We start from the raw sequence: 17,062 nt of genomic DNA, 5'->3' as shown, positions 1-17,062 counted from the left end.
CGCTCTCGACCACCTCAGAGCACCTGTGTTCCGCTCGTCCAGACCGCTCGGACGACAGGACCGGCTCGGTCGGCTATGCGGATGAGGTCGGCGCGCTTGCCCACCTCAATCTCGCCGCGGTCGAAAAGCCCGAAGGTTTCCGCCGGCCGCCGGCTTCCGAGTGCGACGGCCTCCGGCAGACTTAGGTCGGATTGGCTCGCCAAGTACCAAATGCCGCGCAGAATGCTTGCAGAGATGTAGTCTGAACAGATGATGTCAATGAGGCCGTCCTGCGCGAGCTCCCGCACCGAGACGTTGCCAATATGTGAGCGCCCTGCGACGAGGTTGGGTCCCCCAACGATGATCGTCATGCCGGCGGCGCGGGCGGCTTTCGCCGCCTCCACGGTGATTGGAAATTCGGAAATGGAGAGACCGTATCCGACGGCTTCTGCGATATGGGCAACGGTAGTGTCGTCGTGGCTAGCGAAGGGCACGCCGCGCGCGCGACAGTGCGCGATGAGGCGTCGCCGATTGTCTTCGGTGCAGTCCTCTTTGGTTGCCACGGCGGCGATTGCCGCCTCGATTTCCGCCTCAGGCGTATTCTTGCGACGCTCGAGATGCCGGAACCGCTTCGGGTCCCGCCGTGGCCCGTCATCCATCATGGTCACGAATCGAAGTTGAGGCTGGTCGGCATAAGCAAGGAAAAGATCAATTAGGTCGCGCTCACGGGCATCGCAGCGCAGGTGAAGCAGGTGGTCAGCCCTGAGCAGGCCGTGCCGGCGCACCTCGCCAAGCCCCTTCAGCATCAGCGGCAGCAGGCGGCGCCGCTCCGGATTGCCCACCGCCCCGACGATCAGCGAATCGAACACTGTCGTGGTGCCCGCCGCGCAAATCTGAATGTCGTGGGCAATCGCAGCTCCCAACGGATCCCAGGTCATGCCAGCGCGCGGGAGGATCTGCTTTTCGAGGTGATCGGTATGGACATCGATCAATCCGGGCAGCAGGTGGTCGCCTTCAAAATCGAGCGCCCCTGGCGCGGTGGTACTACCGGTCGAGATGTCGGCGATCAGTCCGTTGACAATCTGAATCGTTCCGTTGAAACACGCCGATCGGGTCACGATCTTCGCGTTCGTCAAGAGAACTTCGCCGCGTTGAAAGATACTTTGTCGTATTTGGGTTACAGAATTCGCCGATCGACCCATCGGAAGGCGCCTCTTTCCTAGCTTTAGGACCTGCTTGGGTTCTATCAGCTGTGAAAGGAGCGGCGAGCGACAGCGCGATGACAAATTGTGTCACCTTGACGGACTTGTACCAGTGTCTTCAAGTCGAGAGGCCATGCCTGTCCTAACGTTGCCGGACCACGAAGCGGAGTGCGAAGCCGACATGCCAGATCCTATCCCCGCCCCGAAAGGCGAGACGCGAAAAGCTAGGCTGCAAGAGCGGCGCGGCGCCACCTCGCTCTGGCGACTCGTCGAACGGGCGCTCGAACAAGAGATCCGGGCCGGGACATGGGCGCCCGGCAACCGGCTGCCGACGGAGTTCGAACTCGCCGCCCGTTTCGACGTTCACCGCAACACCGTCCGCCATGCGCTCTCGTCGTTACGCAAGCGGAATCTCTTGAGGATCGAGCAGGGGCGCGGCGCCTTCGTCAAGGAGCGGGTGGTGCGGCATCACATCGGGCCGACGTCGCGCCTCAGTGCTGCAATACGCGACATCTACCGGGCCGGGGAACGGCGCATCCTCGGTTTCAGCCGGGTGCGAGCCGAAGAGGACCTCGGCCGCGACCTCCGGCTCGACAGCAGCCATTTCGCCCGCAAGGTGGATACGATCACAGTGGTGGACGGGCTCGCCGTCGCCGTCGCGTCCAGCTATTTCCCGTTGCCACGTTTCGAGGGCATCGAGCAGGTCATCGTGGAAACCGGCAGCTTCACCGAAGCCTGGCGCAGATACGGTGTGAACACCTACAAGCGTTACGAAACCCGGATTTCGGCGATCGCGCTCTCCAAAGCAGATGCGGAATGGCTCGGCCTGCCGCCCCGACAGCCAATTCTCCTGGTGACCAACATCAATGTCGACGTCAGCGGCACCCCGATTGTGGTTTCGAGAATGCGTGTTGCCCCCCGGCACATGGAACTGGTGGTCACGTTCGAGTAGTGGCCGGTTCAGCTGTTCCGCCAGTCGGGCCAAGGAAGTCGAGGCACCGGGAGTTTCTCTCCGAACGGTACAAGTGGGGACGTTGTACCAATCCTGTCAGTGCGGCTTCATCCGCCCCGCTTAATCGGAGCCAATCTGGCTCAATGCCGGTCCGGGCGCCCGACCGACGGAAGCGCCTCAAGAAAGGTTTGCGACGATGAAAATGACGCTTTCGCTGATATCGGCCGTCGCCGCGATGCTCATTGGGGTGATCGGTGCCTGTGCCGACGCGGTCACGCTGAGGGTGAGCTATGCCTTTCCGGCGCGCGACGGCCTCTTCCGCCAGCCGCTCGCCGAGCGCTTCATGCAGCAGAACCCCGACGTCCAGATCGTCGCGCAGGCCAATGCGGCCGACTGTCCGACTTTGCTGCAGCAACTGCTGAGGGCGGCGGTCACCCAGGATCTGCCCGACGTCGTCGCATCGCTCTGCTATCCCGATATACCAGTGCTTGCCGAGCGCGGACTGCTTGCGTCCCTCGACGGCTTCGTTGCCGCCGACCCATCATGGGCCGCGGTCGGCGTTGAACCGGGGGCGCTCGCCACGACGCGATGGAAAGGCAAGATGGTCGCGGTCCCGGAATCGGTCTCGACGAGTATCGTCTACTACAACATGAGCCTCATTCGGAAAGCGCACCCGGATCTGTCGAACTTCGATCTTTCCTGGGGCGAGATCCTGTCGCTTGCCGCCGACATCCGTAAAACCGACCCTACGGTTGTGCCGATCTTCTTTGAATATCATTCCGACAGCTACAACTGGTCGTTTCACGGGCTCGTCTACAGTCACGGCGGCGACGTGTTCACGCATGACGGCAAGATCGCCTTCGATAGCGCGGCAGGCCAGGCGGCGCTGCAACTGATGCGCCGCTTCGGCGAGACCGGCATGATCGACATGACCACCGAACAAGCCCGCCAGGCCTTCGCCTCGGGCAAGATCGGCATCTATGTCGCTTCCAACTCGCGTCTGGAACAATTGACTGCCAACGCCGGACCCAGGCTCGACATCCGCACCGGCCCCTTCCCGCAATCGGCTGCCGACGGCCGCATGCAGTCGGGAGGCGGCGGATTGGCGATCATGACCCCCGATCCAGCGAAGCAGCAGGCCGCGTGGAAATACCTCAAATTCGCCGTCGGCCCGGACGCGCAGACGCTGATGGTGCTGAAGACAGGGCTGACGCCGGTCAACACGATTGCAGTCAATGACCCGAAGTACCTCGGCGAGTATTATAAAGCCAAGCCGAACGCCCTTGCCGCCGTCGCCGCGCTTGCCCGAATAAAGAGCATGAACCCCTATCCCGGCCAAAACGGCCCGCGCATCACCACCGTGATTCGGGACCACCTACAAAGCGTGGTGACGCTAAAGCGGATACCGGAGGAAGTGCTCCCCGATATGGTCCGCGATGTCGAAAAACTCCTGCCGAAGCCTTGATTTCCGCGAGGCCCTCCTTCGACGCCACCTTGCCGGCGCGGAGGACGATTAATCCCCCTTCCGAGAGGCCGCCGCCGTGATCCCTCATCCCTCCTCGAAGCGAGAAGTCCTCCAGGCCGTCGACGGCGACGACGGACGTTATTTTGTCGCCGAGCTGCCGACTGGCTACCTAACACTCAGTCGTCGGCGCCAGTATTTCCGCGGCTATTGTTTCTTTTCCTGCAAGGTGGTGGCGCGCGAGTTGCACGACCTGCCAGTCGATCTCCGCACACAGCACCTGCTTGAGATGACGGTGATCACCGAGGCTGTGCAACGCGCTTTCCATCCAAGGAAGATGAACGTCGCCTATTTCGGCAATGCGCTAGCTCAGATATACTGGAACATCATTCCCCGCTACGGCACTGATCCGCTGCCCAAGGACGCGATCTGAAGCCTTGACCGGGCGCTGATCGAATCCGTCGAACTCGACGACGAAGACCTCGTCGAAGTGCGGCTGGTCCTGCGGGACTCGCTCCTGGCGCTCGCGGAGTACTACGCTATCCCGGTCTCGTTCGACTGGGCCGGCTGACTGAAGAAGAAGCGAGGGCTATCTTTGCGTACTTACTTCAGTGCCAAAAACTCGGCTCAGTAGTTTTCGGTGGCTCACGCCGAGTCTCTGGCAGAACGCGCGTCTGAACGAAGAGTTCAGCGCCAACGTAAAATTCGATCGATTCATTCAAAAATGCGATGACTTTGTTGGCCAGCCCGGCTGAGAGCAAATAGAAGTAGTCGAAAATCACCCATCGAACTTCTCAAGGTTCTATCTTGTTTCTCGTTGCAGAACGGCTCAACGTCGTCCGCCCCTCTGAGACCAAGGCGATGACGGCTCGTGCCGCCGAGTTGCGCGATCAGGGCGTTGATGTGATCACGCTCAGTCAGGGCGAACCGGACTTCGCCACGCCATCCGCTATCTGCGAAGCCGGCATCCGGGCTATCCGCGACGGGCGGACGAAATACACGGCGGTCGCCGGGATCAAGCCGCTTCGCGAGGCGATCCGCGACAGCCTCGGCCGCGAACATGGGCTCGACTACGGTGTCGACCAGATCACGGTGGGCTGCGGCGCCAAGCAGGTCGTCTTCAATGCGCTCTTCGCCACGCTCGACCCGGGCGATGAGGTGGTGATCCCGACGCCGTGCTGGGTCTCCTATCCCGATATGGTGGCGCTCGCCGGCGGCAAACCGACTCTCGTCGCCTGCGATGAATTCAATGGCTTCAAGCTCCGCCCTGAGGCGTTGGAGGCGGCGACCACGCCGCGCACCAAGTGGCTAATGCTGAACTCGCCGTGCAATCCGACCGGTGCCGTCTACAGCCGAGGTGAGTTGCTCGCGCTGGCCGTGGTGCTGCGCCGCCATGCCAATGTCCATGTGCTGTCCGATGACATCTATGAAAAGCTCACCTATACCGGTGACTTCGCTACCATGGCAGCAGTCGCGCCGGACCTCTACCAGCGCACGCTGACAGTCAACGGCATGTCCAAGGCCGACGCAATGACCGGCTGGCGCGTCGGTTATGGCGCGGGGCCTCTGGCGCTGATCAAGGCCATGAACCTCATCCAAGGCCAAACCTCCTCGCACACCAGCTCGATTTCACAATATGCCGCCATCGAAGCGCTGTCTGGCGGACGGGACCACATCGAGGAATTCGCGAGCGCCTTTCTGCAGCGCCGCGACATTGTCCTTGCGAAGCTGAACCAAGCCGAGGGGCTTTCGTGCCGCGTGCCGGAAGGTGCCTTCTACGTTTTCCCCTCCTGCGCGGGTGTTATCGGCAAACGCACGCCGGAGGGCAAGGTGATCGAAACCGACACCGATTTCGCCATGTATCTGCTCGAGGATTTCGCCGTGGCCGTTGTGCCCGGCAGCGGCTTCATGGCCTCGCCCTATATCCGCATTTCCTATGCCTCCTCGCTCGAGGACCTCACCCGCGCCTGCGACCGCATCATAGCCGCCTGCGCGGCCTTGTCCTGAAAGATCTCGATGTCCCCTGCCAAACGCCTCCGCGCCCGCATGGCGAAGACCAGCCTTATCCACATCATGGCCGCCCATAGCCCGCTTTCGGCGATCCTCGCAGAAGAAGCCGGATTCGACGGCCTGTGGGCCTCCGGCTTCGAGCTGTCGGCGCTTTACGGCCTGCCGGACATGAGCCTGATCTCGATGACACAGCATCTCGACATGCTGCGGGCGATCGCCGGACGCACGAGGTTGCCGATCGTCGCCGACATCGATACAGGTTATGGCAATGCGATCAATGTCATCCATGCCATCAGCGAATACGAGCGGGCCGGCGCCAGCGCCGTTGTGATCGAGGACAAGATCTTCCCGAAAGTGACGAGCCTTGTGGCCGGGGGGCGCCAGGAACTGCTGCGCATTGAGGAGTTTCAGGGTAAGATCAAGGCCGCCATTGCGACAAGACAGGACCCGGATTTTCTGGTCATCGCCCGCACGGAAGCCCTCATCGCAGACCTCGGCCAAGTGGAGGCCCTGCATCGCGCGCAAGCCTACGTGGAGGCTGGCGCCGACATGATCCTGATCCATTCGAAAAAGAAAGATCCCTCGGAAATCGAAAGCTTTTCGCGCGCCTGGACCGGATTTGCGCCGCTGGTGATCGTGCCGAACGCCTACCCTGACCTCAACGCCGAGCGCGTCAAGACGCTCGGCAATATCCGCATGATGATCTACGGCAACTCCGGGATCCGCGCTGCTGCAACTGCCATGCAGGAGACCTTCCGCCGGATCCTCGCTGACGGCGGCGTCCAAAACGTCCACAAGGACATTCTGCCGGTGGAGGAGATCTTCAGACTCCAGAAGATGAGCGAGATCAAAGCAGCTGAGGCTCGCTTCCTTTGCTGAGGGCTCGTTCTGGCCGTGCAGTGACTATTGAGATTTCAACACGATAGATAGCGCCTGGGCTCCGCTCAGGCGCTATGCCTGGCCCGCCATCGATCAGAAATTAGCGGCTTTCTCCTCCGGAAAATTGCGGTGTGTCGATTGCGATAAGACGATCGAGCGATCGCGGCGTCCAATCCTACGGCGCGCTTGAGATGCGCCTATGGGGAACGCGAGGGAAATCAGCTCAACTATCAAGGCCATCGACCGATCTTTTCGGCTTAGGCCGGAAGCAGTTTTTGAGCGCGATATACCGTCGAGAAAGCAGTAATCCGGCGGTAAACATCGACTAATGTGATGGAATATCCATTCTTGGCAATGGCCCTTCCAGTGGCAGGTCCCAGAACCTATCGGAATAGAAGATGGCTATCGAAGATGATGCAGTGCCCCTCAACGCGATCCGGGTGTTCGTGGCGATCGCGCGAGAAGGAAGCGTAACGCGTGCGGCTACCGCTTTGGGAGCGACACAGAGCTCCATCAGCCGCTACCTGGCCGTGCTGCAAGAATATCTGGGTACAGACCTCATCGAACGACGCGGTAAACGGAGCGAATTGACGGAATTCGGAAGGCTTTTTGCGAACACAGTCGCCGAACCGCTAGATACAGTGTGCTTCACCGCTAAGAGAATGCGCCGGCGGACTCGCCCGGACGCCAATCGGCTTGTGGTCCGCACCTCGCTTTCGACTTTCGCCTACTCGTTTCTCATTCCGAATCTCCAAGCATTCTCCGCTGAGATGGGCGGCGTAATTGTGGATGTGATCAGTTCGCTCTCCATGCCGACATCCTCCGACGATTTCGACATCTTGATTACACGCGACCTTTCCGTCATCGAACCGGCCGACGATTGGGAAATCTACAACGAGCAACTCGTTTGTGTGGGCTCTCCAAATCACGTAGATGGCAAAAGCTTATCAGTCCTTCGCTCAATGCCAATTCTGAACATTACATCCCGGCCCGACATACTGCCCACATGGCTGAGAGCGATGAACCTGAACTCAAAAGACATAAAGTCGGGGGCGAGATATGATCACAATTACCTTGCTCTGCCGGCAGTCATGACGGGAAAATGCCTTCTGGTGGCACCCGAAATCATTGTCGGCGATCTCGTGCGCGAGGGCGTTCTGCATGTGATACCAGGATCACGTACTCCCAGCGGCATGCAATATCGGGCTTACGCAGTCGACCGCAGCGACAGTCCCGAAATCGCTCGTGCTTTTTGCCGGTGGCTAGTCCGCCTTTGTAAAAAGGCCGCCCTTCCGGAAGCCGCTTAGTATCGCTAAGGCGATCGACGCACCTCTAAACGGCATCGCACGATGCTGGTCTTTTTGAAACAGAGGTCTGACAGATCGACGCCAAACGAACACCGCTCTTCCGTAACCGGCACGAGGCCCCCACCTCGCGGTCGTGAGCTTGGTCTGCGATACAGCCTGGCATGAGCTGATCGTTGGGAGTGAATCGATGGCAGATGCCATGCTTGATGCCAGGCAGGAAGGCGGTTCGTATCGTCGTATCGAGTTGATCACCGGGGAGCGGCGCCGGCGGCGGTGGACGGCGGAAGAGAAGGCACGGATCGTAGCGGAGAGCTTCGAGGAAGGGGCCAATATTTCCGAGGTTGCTCGGCGCAATGGCGTTGTCCGTGGGCTACTCACGGTATGGCGGCACAAGTTCACGACGGCAGCAGGCGTTCAGGCGCCAGGCTTTGTGCCAGTTCGAATCGCCTGCGAGGGCGGTCCTGCGACGACGGGCGAGCCGGGCCGCCTGGCGCCGGCGCATACGGTGCTGCCGCAGATGGCATCGCCCCCAGGCAAGCTTGGCGGGGTGGTCGAGATCGAGATGAGCGGGGCGCGCATTCGGGTTGAGCCGGGAGTGGAGCTGGCGACGCTTTCGACGGTGCTGTCGGCGCTTCGGGGCATCCGGTGATTGCACTACGGTCTGATCTCAAGGTGGTGCTGGCGGCACAGCCGGTCGACTTTCGCAAATCGTTGCACACGTTGTCGGCGCTGGTGAGCGAAGCGCTGCGTGCGAACCCATGGACGCGTGTTTCACCCAAGCCTGTGAAGCAGCCGGCCGTTGTCGGCTGAGAGGTGAGGATTTCGCTGGAGCCTGTAGTGCGTGCATGTATCTTTTGATCATCATGGCGATTCGCCCCGACGCTCTCCCGACTGATCTGGCGGCTCTGACCGAGATGGTGCTCGCGCTTGACGCCGAGAACGAGAAGTTACGTGTGGCGATGCAGACGCTCAAGGAGATGATGTTCGGGAAGCGCTCGGAGCGGCTGGCGGCGCTCGTCGCAGAGCAGCTCGCGCTCGAGCTGGACGATCTGGAGACCGGCGTCACACCACCTGCGCCAGCCAACGATGATTTGCCTGCGACCAAGCCGGCCGGTAAGCCACGCAAGAAGGCGAGGCGCAACATCGGCGCGCTGCCCAAGCACTTGCCGCGCTGCGAGCAGGTGCTGGAGCCGGACGCGACGGCGTGCCCATGTTGCGAGGGCCGTCTGCACAAGATCGGCGAGGATGTCAGCGAAGTGCTGGACGTGATCCCGGCGATCCTGCGGGTGCTGCGCACGATCCGTCCCAAATATGCCTGCCGCGGCTGCACCGATGGCGTGGTGCAGGCGAAGGTGCTGCCGCGACTAATCGAGGGCGGCATGGTCTCGACGGCGCTTGTGACCCACGTGGTGGTGTCGAAGTCTGCCTGGTATCTGCCGCTGTATCGGCAGGTGCAGATTCTGGCCAGCCAGGGCATTCATCTCGACCGCGCGACGCTGGCCGGCTGGGTGAAGCGTGCCGCATGGCGGCTCAAGAGCCTCTATGAACTCCAGCTGCGAACGATCCAAGCAGCGCCGCGGCTGTTCTGCGACGAGACGCCGATGCCGGTGCTCGACCCCGGGCGACGTCGCACCCGCATCTGCCAGTTCTGGGCGCATGCCGTGGATGATCGCCCATGGGGCGGCCCCTCACCGCCGACGGTCGCCTATGTGTTCGCCGACGGCCGCGGCACCGAGGAGATCGCCGGACAATTGACGGGCTTTTCCGGCATTCTGCAGGTCGACGGCTATGCCGCCTACAAGGCGCTCGCCCGCGAGCATGGCGGCGCGATCCAGCTCGCTTTTTGTCTCGCGCATGCCCGACGCAAATTCGTCGAGGTGTACAAGGCGGACCAGTCACCGTTCGCTCGCGAAGTTATCGAACGCCTGCAGGCGGTCTATGTCATCGAGGCTGAGATCCGCGGCAGCAGCGCCGAACAGCGGCTTGCCGCCCGCCGCACCAGGACCGCACCACTGATGGAGACGCTCAGGGCGCGGCTGACGGCAATGGTCGGCCAGCTCTTCTCCCAGTCGAAGTTGGCGGAGGCCATCAACTATGCGCTCAATCACTGGGATGGGCTGACGCTGTTCCTCAGCGACGGGCGGGTCGAGGTCGACTCCAATACGGTGGAGCGTTCGATGCGCCCGATCGCAATGGGCCGCCGGAACTCATCGTTCAGCGGCAGCGAGGGTGGCGCCGAGAGTTGGGCGATCCTGGCATCGCTCGTTAACACCGCAAAGCTCCACGATCTCGATCCGCAGGCCTACCTGGCCGAGGTGCTCGAGCGCATCGTCTCCGGGCGAACCAAGAGCCATCAGTTGCACGAGCTGCTGGCCTGGAACTGGAAGACTGCCCACGCGCGCACCGCGCAGGTGGCCGCATGAGCCGGCGTCGCGATAAGGCATCGTCGTCGATGGCGGCTGCCGCCATGTCGCTCGTGCAGCTTGAGCGATGGCTGCAGGACCGCGTCGGGCGGCGTCCCGTCGCCACCAGCCTGCCGGTGCTGGACGGCTACATTGCTGCGATCGTGGCCGGGCCGGTGTCGATCAGTCCGCTCGACTGGATCTGTCCGCTGCTCGCAATCGACGCCGACGCCTTCAACCACGGCCGCACGCCGGAGTTCGCCGCGATCTCCGCCGCCGCGCAGCACCACAACGCTATCGGCAAAACCCTCTCCACCAACCCGGATCGGTTCGAACCGATCCATCAGCGCAAGCCGAACGGCGACGTCGATGCGCGTGCCTGGTGTCTGGGATTCCACGCCGCCATGCGACCTAGAATATCGGCTTGGGCGCCTCTGCTCGACACCCGCAACGTCAATCACGGACTGCTCCTGCCCATCCTGATTCACTGTGAAGACGATCAGGGCCGTCCGCTGCTCGGACCGACAAGCAAGGCCCGCCAGACCGAGCAATTCCTGCGCAACGGCCCTGGAGGCCATGCGTCAGTACTGGATGCCGATCCGCTACCCCCGCGCCGGTTGACTACTGCCTATGTGGATGCTCATGCCGGTTACAAACGAACACCGCTCTTCCCAGGGCACACAGTTGATTGCAATAGCCGCATCAAGCTGCTTACCGAATATCAGCTTGCTGCAGATATTGTTGCAAAAGTCGAAAGTTGCAGGCTCAAGATTTTTCGCGAAAACACTAAGTAGCGAACGATCGCTGATTCGTATGACCTCAATCGCGTTACCGAAGTCGCCTGCGAATTTTGCGTTATGCCGTGAGGTCCCTCACATCTTGTACGCGAAAGTCGCGGCCACGGCCCGCAGAATTTTGGCCATCGGCGAAAATCGACTTTTGCAACAATATCTAAGGAGCGGACGTTTCGTCTCATCCCTCTTCTGGACGACACTGAGCTCTTGTTGCTTCTCGGCAGGCCTTCTCCAGACCTGTCATTGACCATCCCTTCCTTATTATTATTAACGACGCCCTCTTGTAAGAAGGCGTTTCTGTTGTGCGCGCAGCCAGCGATGCTCAAGCACGCTTGTGGCTAGAAGCGAACGAGCACCATGCTTTGAATACGGTTGGCTGTTCCGCCGACAACCCCGTTCCCGTCGGGAACCAACAGCGCGCGCGATCCATGTAGATACTCAATACCGAGGTCAATCGATGGCACGGGGCTGTAGATCAGATTGAAACTTGTGGCCCATAAGCTCCTGTTGATCGCACTGGAAGTTGTCATGAATTGGTTGACATAATTGGGGTACTTGAGCTTGCCGGCTGCAACAAGGGCATTGCTCTGGAGATTTGGAAGGAACTTGTACTGCAGGCCAACGACGCCAGCCGTCGCCGTTACCGCATCGATTGTAGCTGTTTGGGCGGTTACACCGGGCAAGCCAAAGTTGGTTACGGCACCAAATCCTGGACTGACCATGCTGAGATAACGACCGATACCGGGTCCATAGTTTGCCGTCCCAAACAGTGCCAGACGACCGTCCAAAAGGTAGAGCGACCCGCTCGCACCAATGCCATAGCCTAAAGTCGACGCGTCATATCGTTGGGCAGGAATACCAGCCCCATTGTTGATTTCGATATTCCGCATCATGCCCCTCAGAGCGAAAGACGCGCTTTCGCCACGCCAGAGGACTCTCGCTGTAAGATCTGGCATCCCACTTGGAGTAAAACCCGCACCACCATTCGAATCGGGATAGCTCGTTCCAACGGTGCTTGTGACGTCGCTATATGTGTTCTCCAAGCCCACACTAAACGTCGTCGATCCAACGCTCTTGTTGTATTGAATCGCTCCTTGGCGCACGATAGTGGTTGCTGGCGTCGACCAATCCGAGACGCTACGAAGCGGGTTAAGTGTGGCATCGTCGTACAGCGACCAGGTTTGCCCTGCAATTATGGACCCCCAACCATCAGTCTTGCCAAATTCTGCAAACGCTAGCCTAAGTCTTGTACTGTAGCTCGATGCAATTGCCTGTGTCGTAGAATCAGACAACTGCCCCGCAAAATCGACCTCGAGGACGTTACGAACAGTTCCAAAGCTTTCGCTAATCGGCGTCCTCACATCAAGACCCAATCGAGAATACCGACCGCTAACAGCAACATCTCCTGGCGTCCGAGCGCCCAGCGCTCCACGTGATAGCGGAATAGACGGAACCGTAATTGTATCAGATCTGTTGCGCGGCCCGAGATCTCCGTAAACATTGAGCTTTGCATAGCCGTACAGCTTAAAGGACGTATCAGTTCCCGGAATTCGCATGCTGCCAGGGAAGCTTCCTTGCAGCGGATCTGCTCCCTTCTGCGCTGCTTGCGCCTTCGCACGAGCAGCTTCAGCCTGAACTCGCGCCTCCTGCGCGCGTGCCCTCGCCTCTTCTGCTTCCTTTTGCGCCAGTCTCGCCGCCTTAGCCGCTGCGCGATCGGCGCGCGAGCCAATTTGCTCGTTCGCTTCAAGTGAATGAACTCGAGCCCGAAGATGTTTCAGCTCTTGCCTTAGATCGTCCAATGACTCGGCATGACCGATGGAGGGTGAATACGAAGATGCACAACCAACCAAGGCGCTAGTTGCGATCCATCGCCATGCCATCGATCTGTCGGATGGCAGTGGCCGCGCAAAGTTAGATTCATCTCGGCTAGATATTGGTCCTACCGATTTTTTTTGCACTGAAACCCCCACATAAGTACGCAAACATAGACCCCTATGTTTTTCACGTCGGACGAGAGAAGAAGTCGTAGATGCCTGTGTTACGCCGTAACGCGTCGTGCCCAGCTAACGAGGGAGAGACGCGTTCCGCTCAAGCCAGTACCGGGATCGACCTGACGGACGTTGCTGGCTATCGTGGCAATCTGATTGGTCTCGAACACACGCACGTGTTCAGGCCTGATGCCGACGTGCGGCGTCCGGGCATCAACGAGGCGAGCGCGTGAAATTACCGTCCGCTTTCTGCACCGTCGGCTCGCACGAGGATCAATCAGTGTGGTCGCAGTTCTGCGAGAACGAATAACGTTAGCAGTCAATTGAGTCTGCACGAAACCGCAACGATATAAGCCAACGCACTTAGTTCTAAATGCCATCACCTTGTCCTTAGGCCGGAACTTATTGTGCCGACGCAGTATCGTTGGGAAGCAATAGGCCGGTGACAGACATCAACTAATGCGATGGGCCGCTTTGATTTGGTGATGGATTTGTTCGAACGGCTCTGCCGGTCTTTGAGTGCCACGTAGTGGCTGATCAAGACGCGCGAAATCTTAGCGCCCGATACAATATCGGTTGTTCGCCAGTTCGCGAGCGTGGGAGGAATGTTGTTGTTGTTGCCATCCTTGACGGGGTCTAGAGTGACGTATCGCCCAGCAGAGTCAGTGCCATCGAACCGTCCGAGTCTGAAGCCAAAGGAACAGGTCTGTACGTAACGTACAGAATGCGTGTTAAATGCCGTAGCTGCATTCGTGCCGCCTCACTTTTGTCGAAGCATACCAACGATTTAATCTGCTTCCTCCGGAGGCAATGTTCCTTTTTTGGTTTGCGCTAAGGGGAAACAACCAAGTATGGAAACCCTGACATACGAAGCCGCCGGATTTGCCCTGTCTGGCAGGAGGGTTCGGCAGTAGCTCTGCTGAGAGTGAGGCAACCGAGTTCGCTAGCGGTAGGACCACTGGAGGGAAAGTGTCTGGCCGCGGAAAGGCAGTGGGCGTGAGCACCACCGTCATGACGATCCGCACCACGAGCACGAGCGGCATCATCACGATCACGATGAACATCCCCACCATCGGCCGAATCCCGAGTCACCGCCGAAGCCTCCGGGCCACAGAAACTCCGAAGCCGCCGCCGCGTCGTGAGTTTTTAGTTAGCTCACCCCTCCTTGGAGAAGAGATCTGGGAGCTCGGCGACTTTCGCCAAGCTGCCTCGACGTCGCGAGGCTCTGCCGCTCGGATCAGGTGTGTTCTTGGCGAAGATCTCTTCGATCGGGGCGTGTGGATGATTAGGACAACAAACCGCGTCGCAAGGCCTCGGCGACGCATTGGGCAATAGATGCTGCACCGAGTTTGCGGCGCGCGTTCTCAAGATGAAAAATTACAGTGCGCGGCGCAATCTGGACCAGCACCGCGATATCCGCGACAGTTTTGCCGTGCGCGGTCCATGCGACGCATTGGCGCTCGCGCTGAGTGAGTTCACTTGCGGCGAGTTTACTGGCAGAGAGTACGTCAAGTCTGGCGGCGACATAACAATGAAAGTGCAACCCGACGAGGTGTACCAAATCCTTCCCGTCGGCCACGAGCCGCTCGGGGTGAAGATCGCGGTCGCCCGTCGCCAGCGTAAATGCAGCCATGCGCCCAAATCCACCCCTGATTGGCACAGTGATGCCTGATCTAATCCCGAAGGTCGTCGCTTCATCGAAGAAGCGGCGCTGCTCGCGATTTCCGGCCAGCGCTGACGCCTCGCCTCCCCAGCTGAATAGCGCGTGTTCGGCACGCGCGCGGCGCACCACAGGATCGAGCTGCTGATATCCAAGTTGGAAGTACCGGCTGGTCCAGGATTTGGGATAGGACGAGATCAACATCGGCTTCTCGCCCGTCAGGCGCAGATAGGCAAATCGCTGGAAGCCAAGCCTCTGTGTTAGCCGCGTTGCGACGCGCTCGAATTCATCCGCGTTGGTTGCGGTTTGGATGGCATCACTAAATTCCTGGAAGATGCTTTCGACCGAGCTCATTCCGGCTCTACCATTTGAACATGATCGACGTGCTTTGCAATGCCCTCACCCTCGCTTTTTTGGCGAAGAAGCCGTCCGGGCCTCGTAGGTCGCGCGAGCTCCCGCCAGAACAGCCATGCCCACCAGCCCGCGCAGCCGAGCTGGAGCAGCTCCGAAAGACCCTGCCCGTCCGCCATCGCACTTAGGTGGAGATGCCATGCCCCTATCTTAGGCGGAACTCGTTTGTGCCGCCCCAGTATGTTCCGCCCCGAGTGTCGTTGGGAAGTAATAGGCCGGTGACAAACATCAATTAATCTGATGGACCGTTCTTATTTGGCGATGGATTTGTTCGCACGGCTCTGCGGGTCGTTTGAGTGCCACGTGGTGACCCCTACCTGATCAAAGCGCGAAATGTTAGCGCCCCGGTTCGATATCGGCCGAGCCTGAAGTGAAAAGGAATAGGTCCGTTCGCAACGTGCAGAACTCGTCTTTACTTCATCGCTGTATTCGTGACGCTTCACTTTTGTCCGAAGCGTACCAACGATTCTGATCTGCTTCCTCCGGCGGCATTGTCCCCATTTTTAATTTGCGCTAAGGGAAAACAAGCCAAGCATGGGAAACCCTGAAACACGATGCCGTCGGATTTGCCCAATCTAGCAAGAGCCGTCGGCACTAGCTCTGCTGAGGGTCAGGAGGTGGTCCGGCGGTTCATGTGGGAGATCAGATCCATCAATGTGTACCTCGAGGAACTGCGCCAATTCCGGGCCAATGCACTTGGCATCACTGGGCCACAGTGGATGATCTTGATGGCGTTGGCAGACTTGGACAGAGAAAACGGTGTTCCGGTCAATGTGGTGTCAAAATTGATGCACGTCGACTCGTCATTCGTCACGACCCAATCGAAGCTGCTAGAGAAGAAAGGCCTCCTGCGGCGCAAGCCCTCCGCGAGCGATGCTCGGATCGTACAGCTGTCGCTGACGGACAAGACTTACAAGCATCTCGCGAGCCTTGCTGCACAACAGGAAGCACTCGATGAATTTGTTTTTGGTGAATTCGGTACTCGCGAACTGACCGAGTTCGCTAGCAGGCTCACTGCACTTAGGCATCGCCTAGAGAAAGCTCGCTTGAAAGTCGCTCTGGATTTCTGAGGACCAGAACGCAGAACGGCGCACTGTTTAGGTCGGTTAACTCCGAATCGAGATAAGATACAGCGGAGGTGAAAGTAAAGGATGCGCGTGTCCTCCTAGAAGCCTCGCTGTAAGCCTTCCGCTGGCGGCTGCTGGTTTTGCGGGCATTGCCGTGTGGGTTCTGAGAAAAAGTTGATGGGCCGCCTCGATGTGATGGCCCCCCGCAAGCGAGGTCTTTTCGGAGCCCAGACAACCGTGCCTATCGTCTCTCTTGTGGCTCGGTTCTGCGTCGCTTCGAGGCGAGAATAAGCCGAGGGTCGATAGAGATCCTTTGGTAACGCCGAATTCTGGCCAGTCTCTTGAATCCAGAGCTCCGGAGGGACCGCTTACGAGCCGGCCTTTCTCGAAGCGTCACGTAGCTCTAAGGTTGGGGCGGAAGCGAGCGCCGCGCACGAGCCTCTTGATCAGCTTGGATCGCTCGAGCAGAAAGTCGCGAACGATACGGCGCGCTAAGCAGCAACACAAAAAGCGCTCTGTTGGCCTCATATCTGGCAGCGGATCGGCTGCTTCCTAAACCCGTCATTACCAGCGTGCCTTCGGTCGTGCAGACCGACCACAACCATCTTCGCCTGCGCTGTTTTAAGAAAACCTCGAATACTGGAAATCGATCAGACATGGCATCAGCCCCTGAGGCCATAACCTCTACCCGTAGTCTGCATTCCTGCATCATAGCCCAACTAGGCGGGTGCCGGTCTATCTGTTGCGCATGCTGGTTCTACGCGTACTGCCGTGTGGGCTCTAAGAAAGCCTTGATGGACCGCCTCGATCTGCGGCTCCCCTTGCGTATTCCGACGATCGCGACCACCCGCTACGACGGATTGTGACCACCCATTCCGATCGATCGCGACCAGTGTGATGGTGCCGTCAGGTGCATTTTCTGATCTCAGTGTTTTGGCTCGACGTCAAG

Annotated in this window: 14 protein-coding genes; 11 read left to right on the top strand and 3 right to left on the bottom strand. The window is 59.5% G+C overall.

Annotated features, from left to right (window positions below; genetic code table 11):
• Nucleotides 1-14 precede the first annotated feature (14 nt).
• On the bottom strand, nucleotides 15-1,115 hold the full coding sequence (locus C7G61_RS35605) for an alpha-D-ribose 1-methylphosphonate 5-triphosphate diphosphatase (protein ID WP_190242119.1): 1,101 nt from the start codon (nucleotides 1,113-1,115) through the stop codon (nucleotides 15-17).
• A 214-nt stretch (nucleotides 1,116-1,329) separates the two neighbouring features.
• On the opposite strand from C7G61_RS35605, the gene phnF reads away from it, so the two are divergent.
• The 10 genes from phnF to C7G61_RS35560 all read left to right on the top strand — a co-directional run bounded on the left by phnF (nucleotide 1,330) and on the right by C7G61_RS35560 (nucleotide 10,987).
• The gene (gene phnF, locus C7G61_RS35600) at nucleotides 1,330-2,133 is read left to right on the top strand and encodes a phosphonate metabolism transcriptional regulator PhnF (RefSeq protein WP_190242118.1); all 804 of its coding nucleotides are present in this window, start codon (nucleotides 1,330-1,332) and stop codon (nucleotides 2,131-2,133) included.
• Between the two features lie 196 nt (nucleotides 2,134-2,329).
• Nucleotides 2,330-3,598 carry an extracellular solute-binding protein gene (locus tag C7G61_RS35595; RefSeq protein WP_108522373.1) on the top strand — a complete coding sequence of 423 codons (1,269 nt, stop codon included), beginning with the start codon at nucleotides 2,330-2,332 and terminating at the stop codon, nucleotides 3,596-3,598.
• 76 nt (nucleotides 3,599-3,674) lie between these two features.
• Nucleotides 3,675-4,028 (top strand): HIT family protein, encoded by a 354-nt coding sequence (locus C7G61_RS35590; RefSeq protein ID WP_108522372.1) that lies wholly within the window; start codon nucleotides 3,675-3,677, stop codon nucleotides 4,026-4,028.
• Nucleotides 4,029-4,456: 428 nt separating this feature from the next.
• Nucleotides 4,457-5,602: a pyridoxal phosphate-dependent aminotransferase gene (locus tag C7G61_RS35585; RefSeq protein ID WP_108522410.1), complete on the top strand. Its 1,146-nt coding sequence runs from the start codon at nucleotides 4,457-4,459 to the stop codon at nucleotides 5,600-5,602.
• Nucleotides 5,603-5,611: 9 nt separating this feature from the next.
• Complete coding sequence (locus C7G61_RS35580; protein WP_108522371.1) at nucleotides 5,612-6,484, top strand: isocitrate lyase/phosphoenolpyruvate mutase family protein; 873 nt, start codon at nucleotides 5,612-5,614, stop codon at nucleotides 6,482-6,484.
• 398 nt (nucleotides 6,485-6,882) lie between these two features.
• Nucleotides 6,883-7,791, top strand: coding sequence for a LysR family transcriptional regulator (locus tag C7G61_RS35575; protein ID WP_108522370.1), 909 nt, complete (start codon nucleotides 6,883-6,885; stop codon nucleotides 7,789-7,791).
• Nucleotides 7,792-7,978: 187 nt separating this feature from the next.
• Nucleotides 7,979-8,440 (top strand): IS66-like element accessory protein TnpA, encoded by a 462-nt coding sequence (gene tnpA / locus C7G61_RS47105; protein WP_108522369.1) that lies wholly within the window; start codon nucleotides 7,979-7,981, stop codon nucleotides 8,438-8,440.
• On the top strand, nucleotides 8,437-8,601 hold the full coding sequence (locus C7G61_RS44165; protein WP_145963743.1) for a transposase: 165 nt from the start codon (nucleotides 8,437-8,439) through the stop codon (nucleotides 8,599-8,601). Before tnpA ends, C7G61_RS44165 begins: the two co-directional genes overlap by 4 nt.
• A gap of 53 nt (nucleotides 8,602-8,654) precedes the next feature.
• The gene (gene tnpC / locus C7G61_RS35565; RefSeq protein ID WP_108522409.1) at nucleotides 8,655-10,214 is read left to right on the top strand and encodes an IS66 family transposase; all 1,560 of its coding nucleotides are present in this window, start codon (nucleotides 8,655-8,657) and stop codon (nucleotides 10,212-10,214) included.
• Complete coding sequence (locus tag C7G61_RS35560) at nucleotides 10,211-10,987, top strand: UPF0149 family protein (protein WP_244608613.1); 777 nt, start codon at nucleotides 10,211-10,213, stop codon at nucleotides 10,985-10,987. The genes tnpC and C7G61_RS35560 overlap by 4 nt, the downstream gene beginning before the upstream one ends.
• 338 nt (nucleotides 10,988-11,325) lie before the next feature.
• Here the strand turns inward: C7G61_RS35560 and C7G61_RS35555 are convergent, their stop codons facing one another.
• Together C7G61_RS35555 and C7G61_RS35550 are read right to left on the bottom strand one after the other, a co-directional pair.
• The gene (locus C7G61_RS35555; RefSeq protein ID WP_108522368.1) at nucleotides 11,326-12,867 is read right to left on the bottom strand and encodes a porin; all 1,542 of its coding nucleotides are present in this window, start codon (nucleotides 12,865-12,867) and stop codon (nucleotides 11,326-11,328) included.
• Nucleotides 12,868-14,260: 1,393 nt separating this feature from the next.
• Nucleotides 14,261-14,989 (bottom strand): helix-turn-helix transcriptional regulator, encoded by a 729-nt coding sequence (locus C7G61_RS35550; protein ID WP_108522367.1) that lies wholly within the window; start codon nucleotides 14,987-14,989, stop codon nucleotides 14,261-14,263.
• Between the two features lie 611 nt (nucleotides 14,990-15,600).
• On the opposite strand from C7G61_RS35550, the gene C7G61_RS35540 reads away from it, so the two are divergent.
• Nucleotides 15,601-16,116: a MarR family winged helix-turn-helix transcriptional regulator gene (locus C7G61_RS35540; RefSeq protein WP_108522365.1), complete on the top strand. Its 516-nt coding sequence runs from the start codon at nucleotides 15,601-15,603 to the stop codon at nucleotides 16,114-16,116.
• The last annotated feature ends 946 nt before the right edge of the window (nucleotides 16,117-17,062 follow it).

Origin of the sequence: Bradyrhizobium algeriense (assembly GCF_003062295.1) — a bacterium.
GTDB classification, from domain to species: Bacteria; Pseudomonadota; Alphaproteobacteria; order Rhizobiales; family Xanthobacteraceae; genus Bradyrhizobium; species Bradyrhizobium algeriense.
Note: the sequence above shows the minus strand (reverse complement) of the source record. Positions and strands in the feature narration are given on the sequence as shown.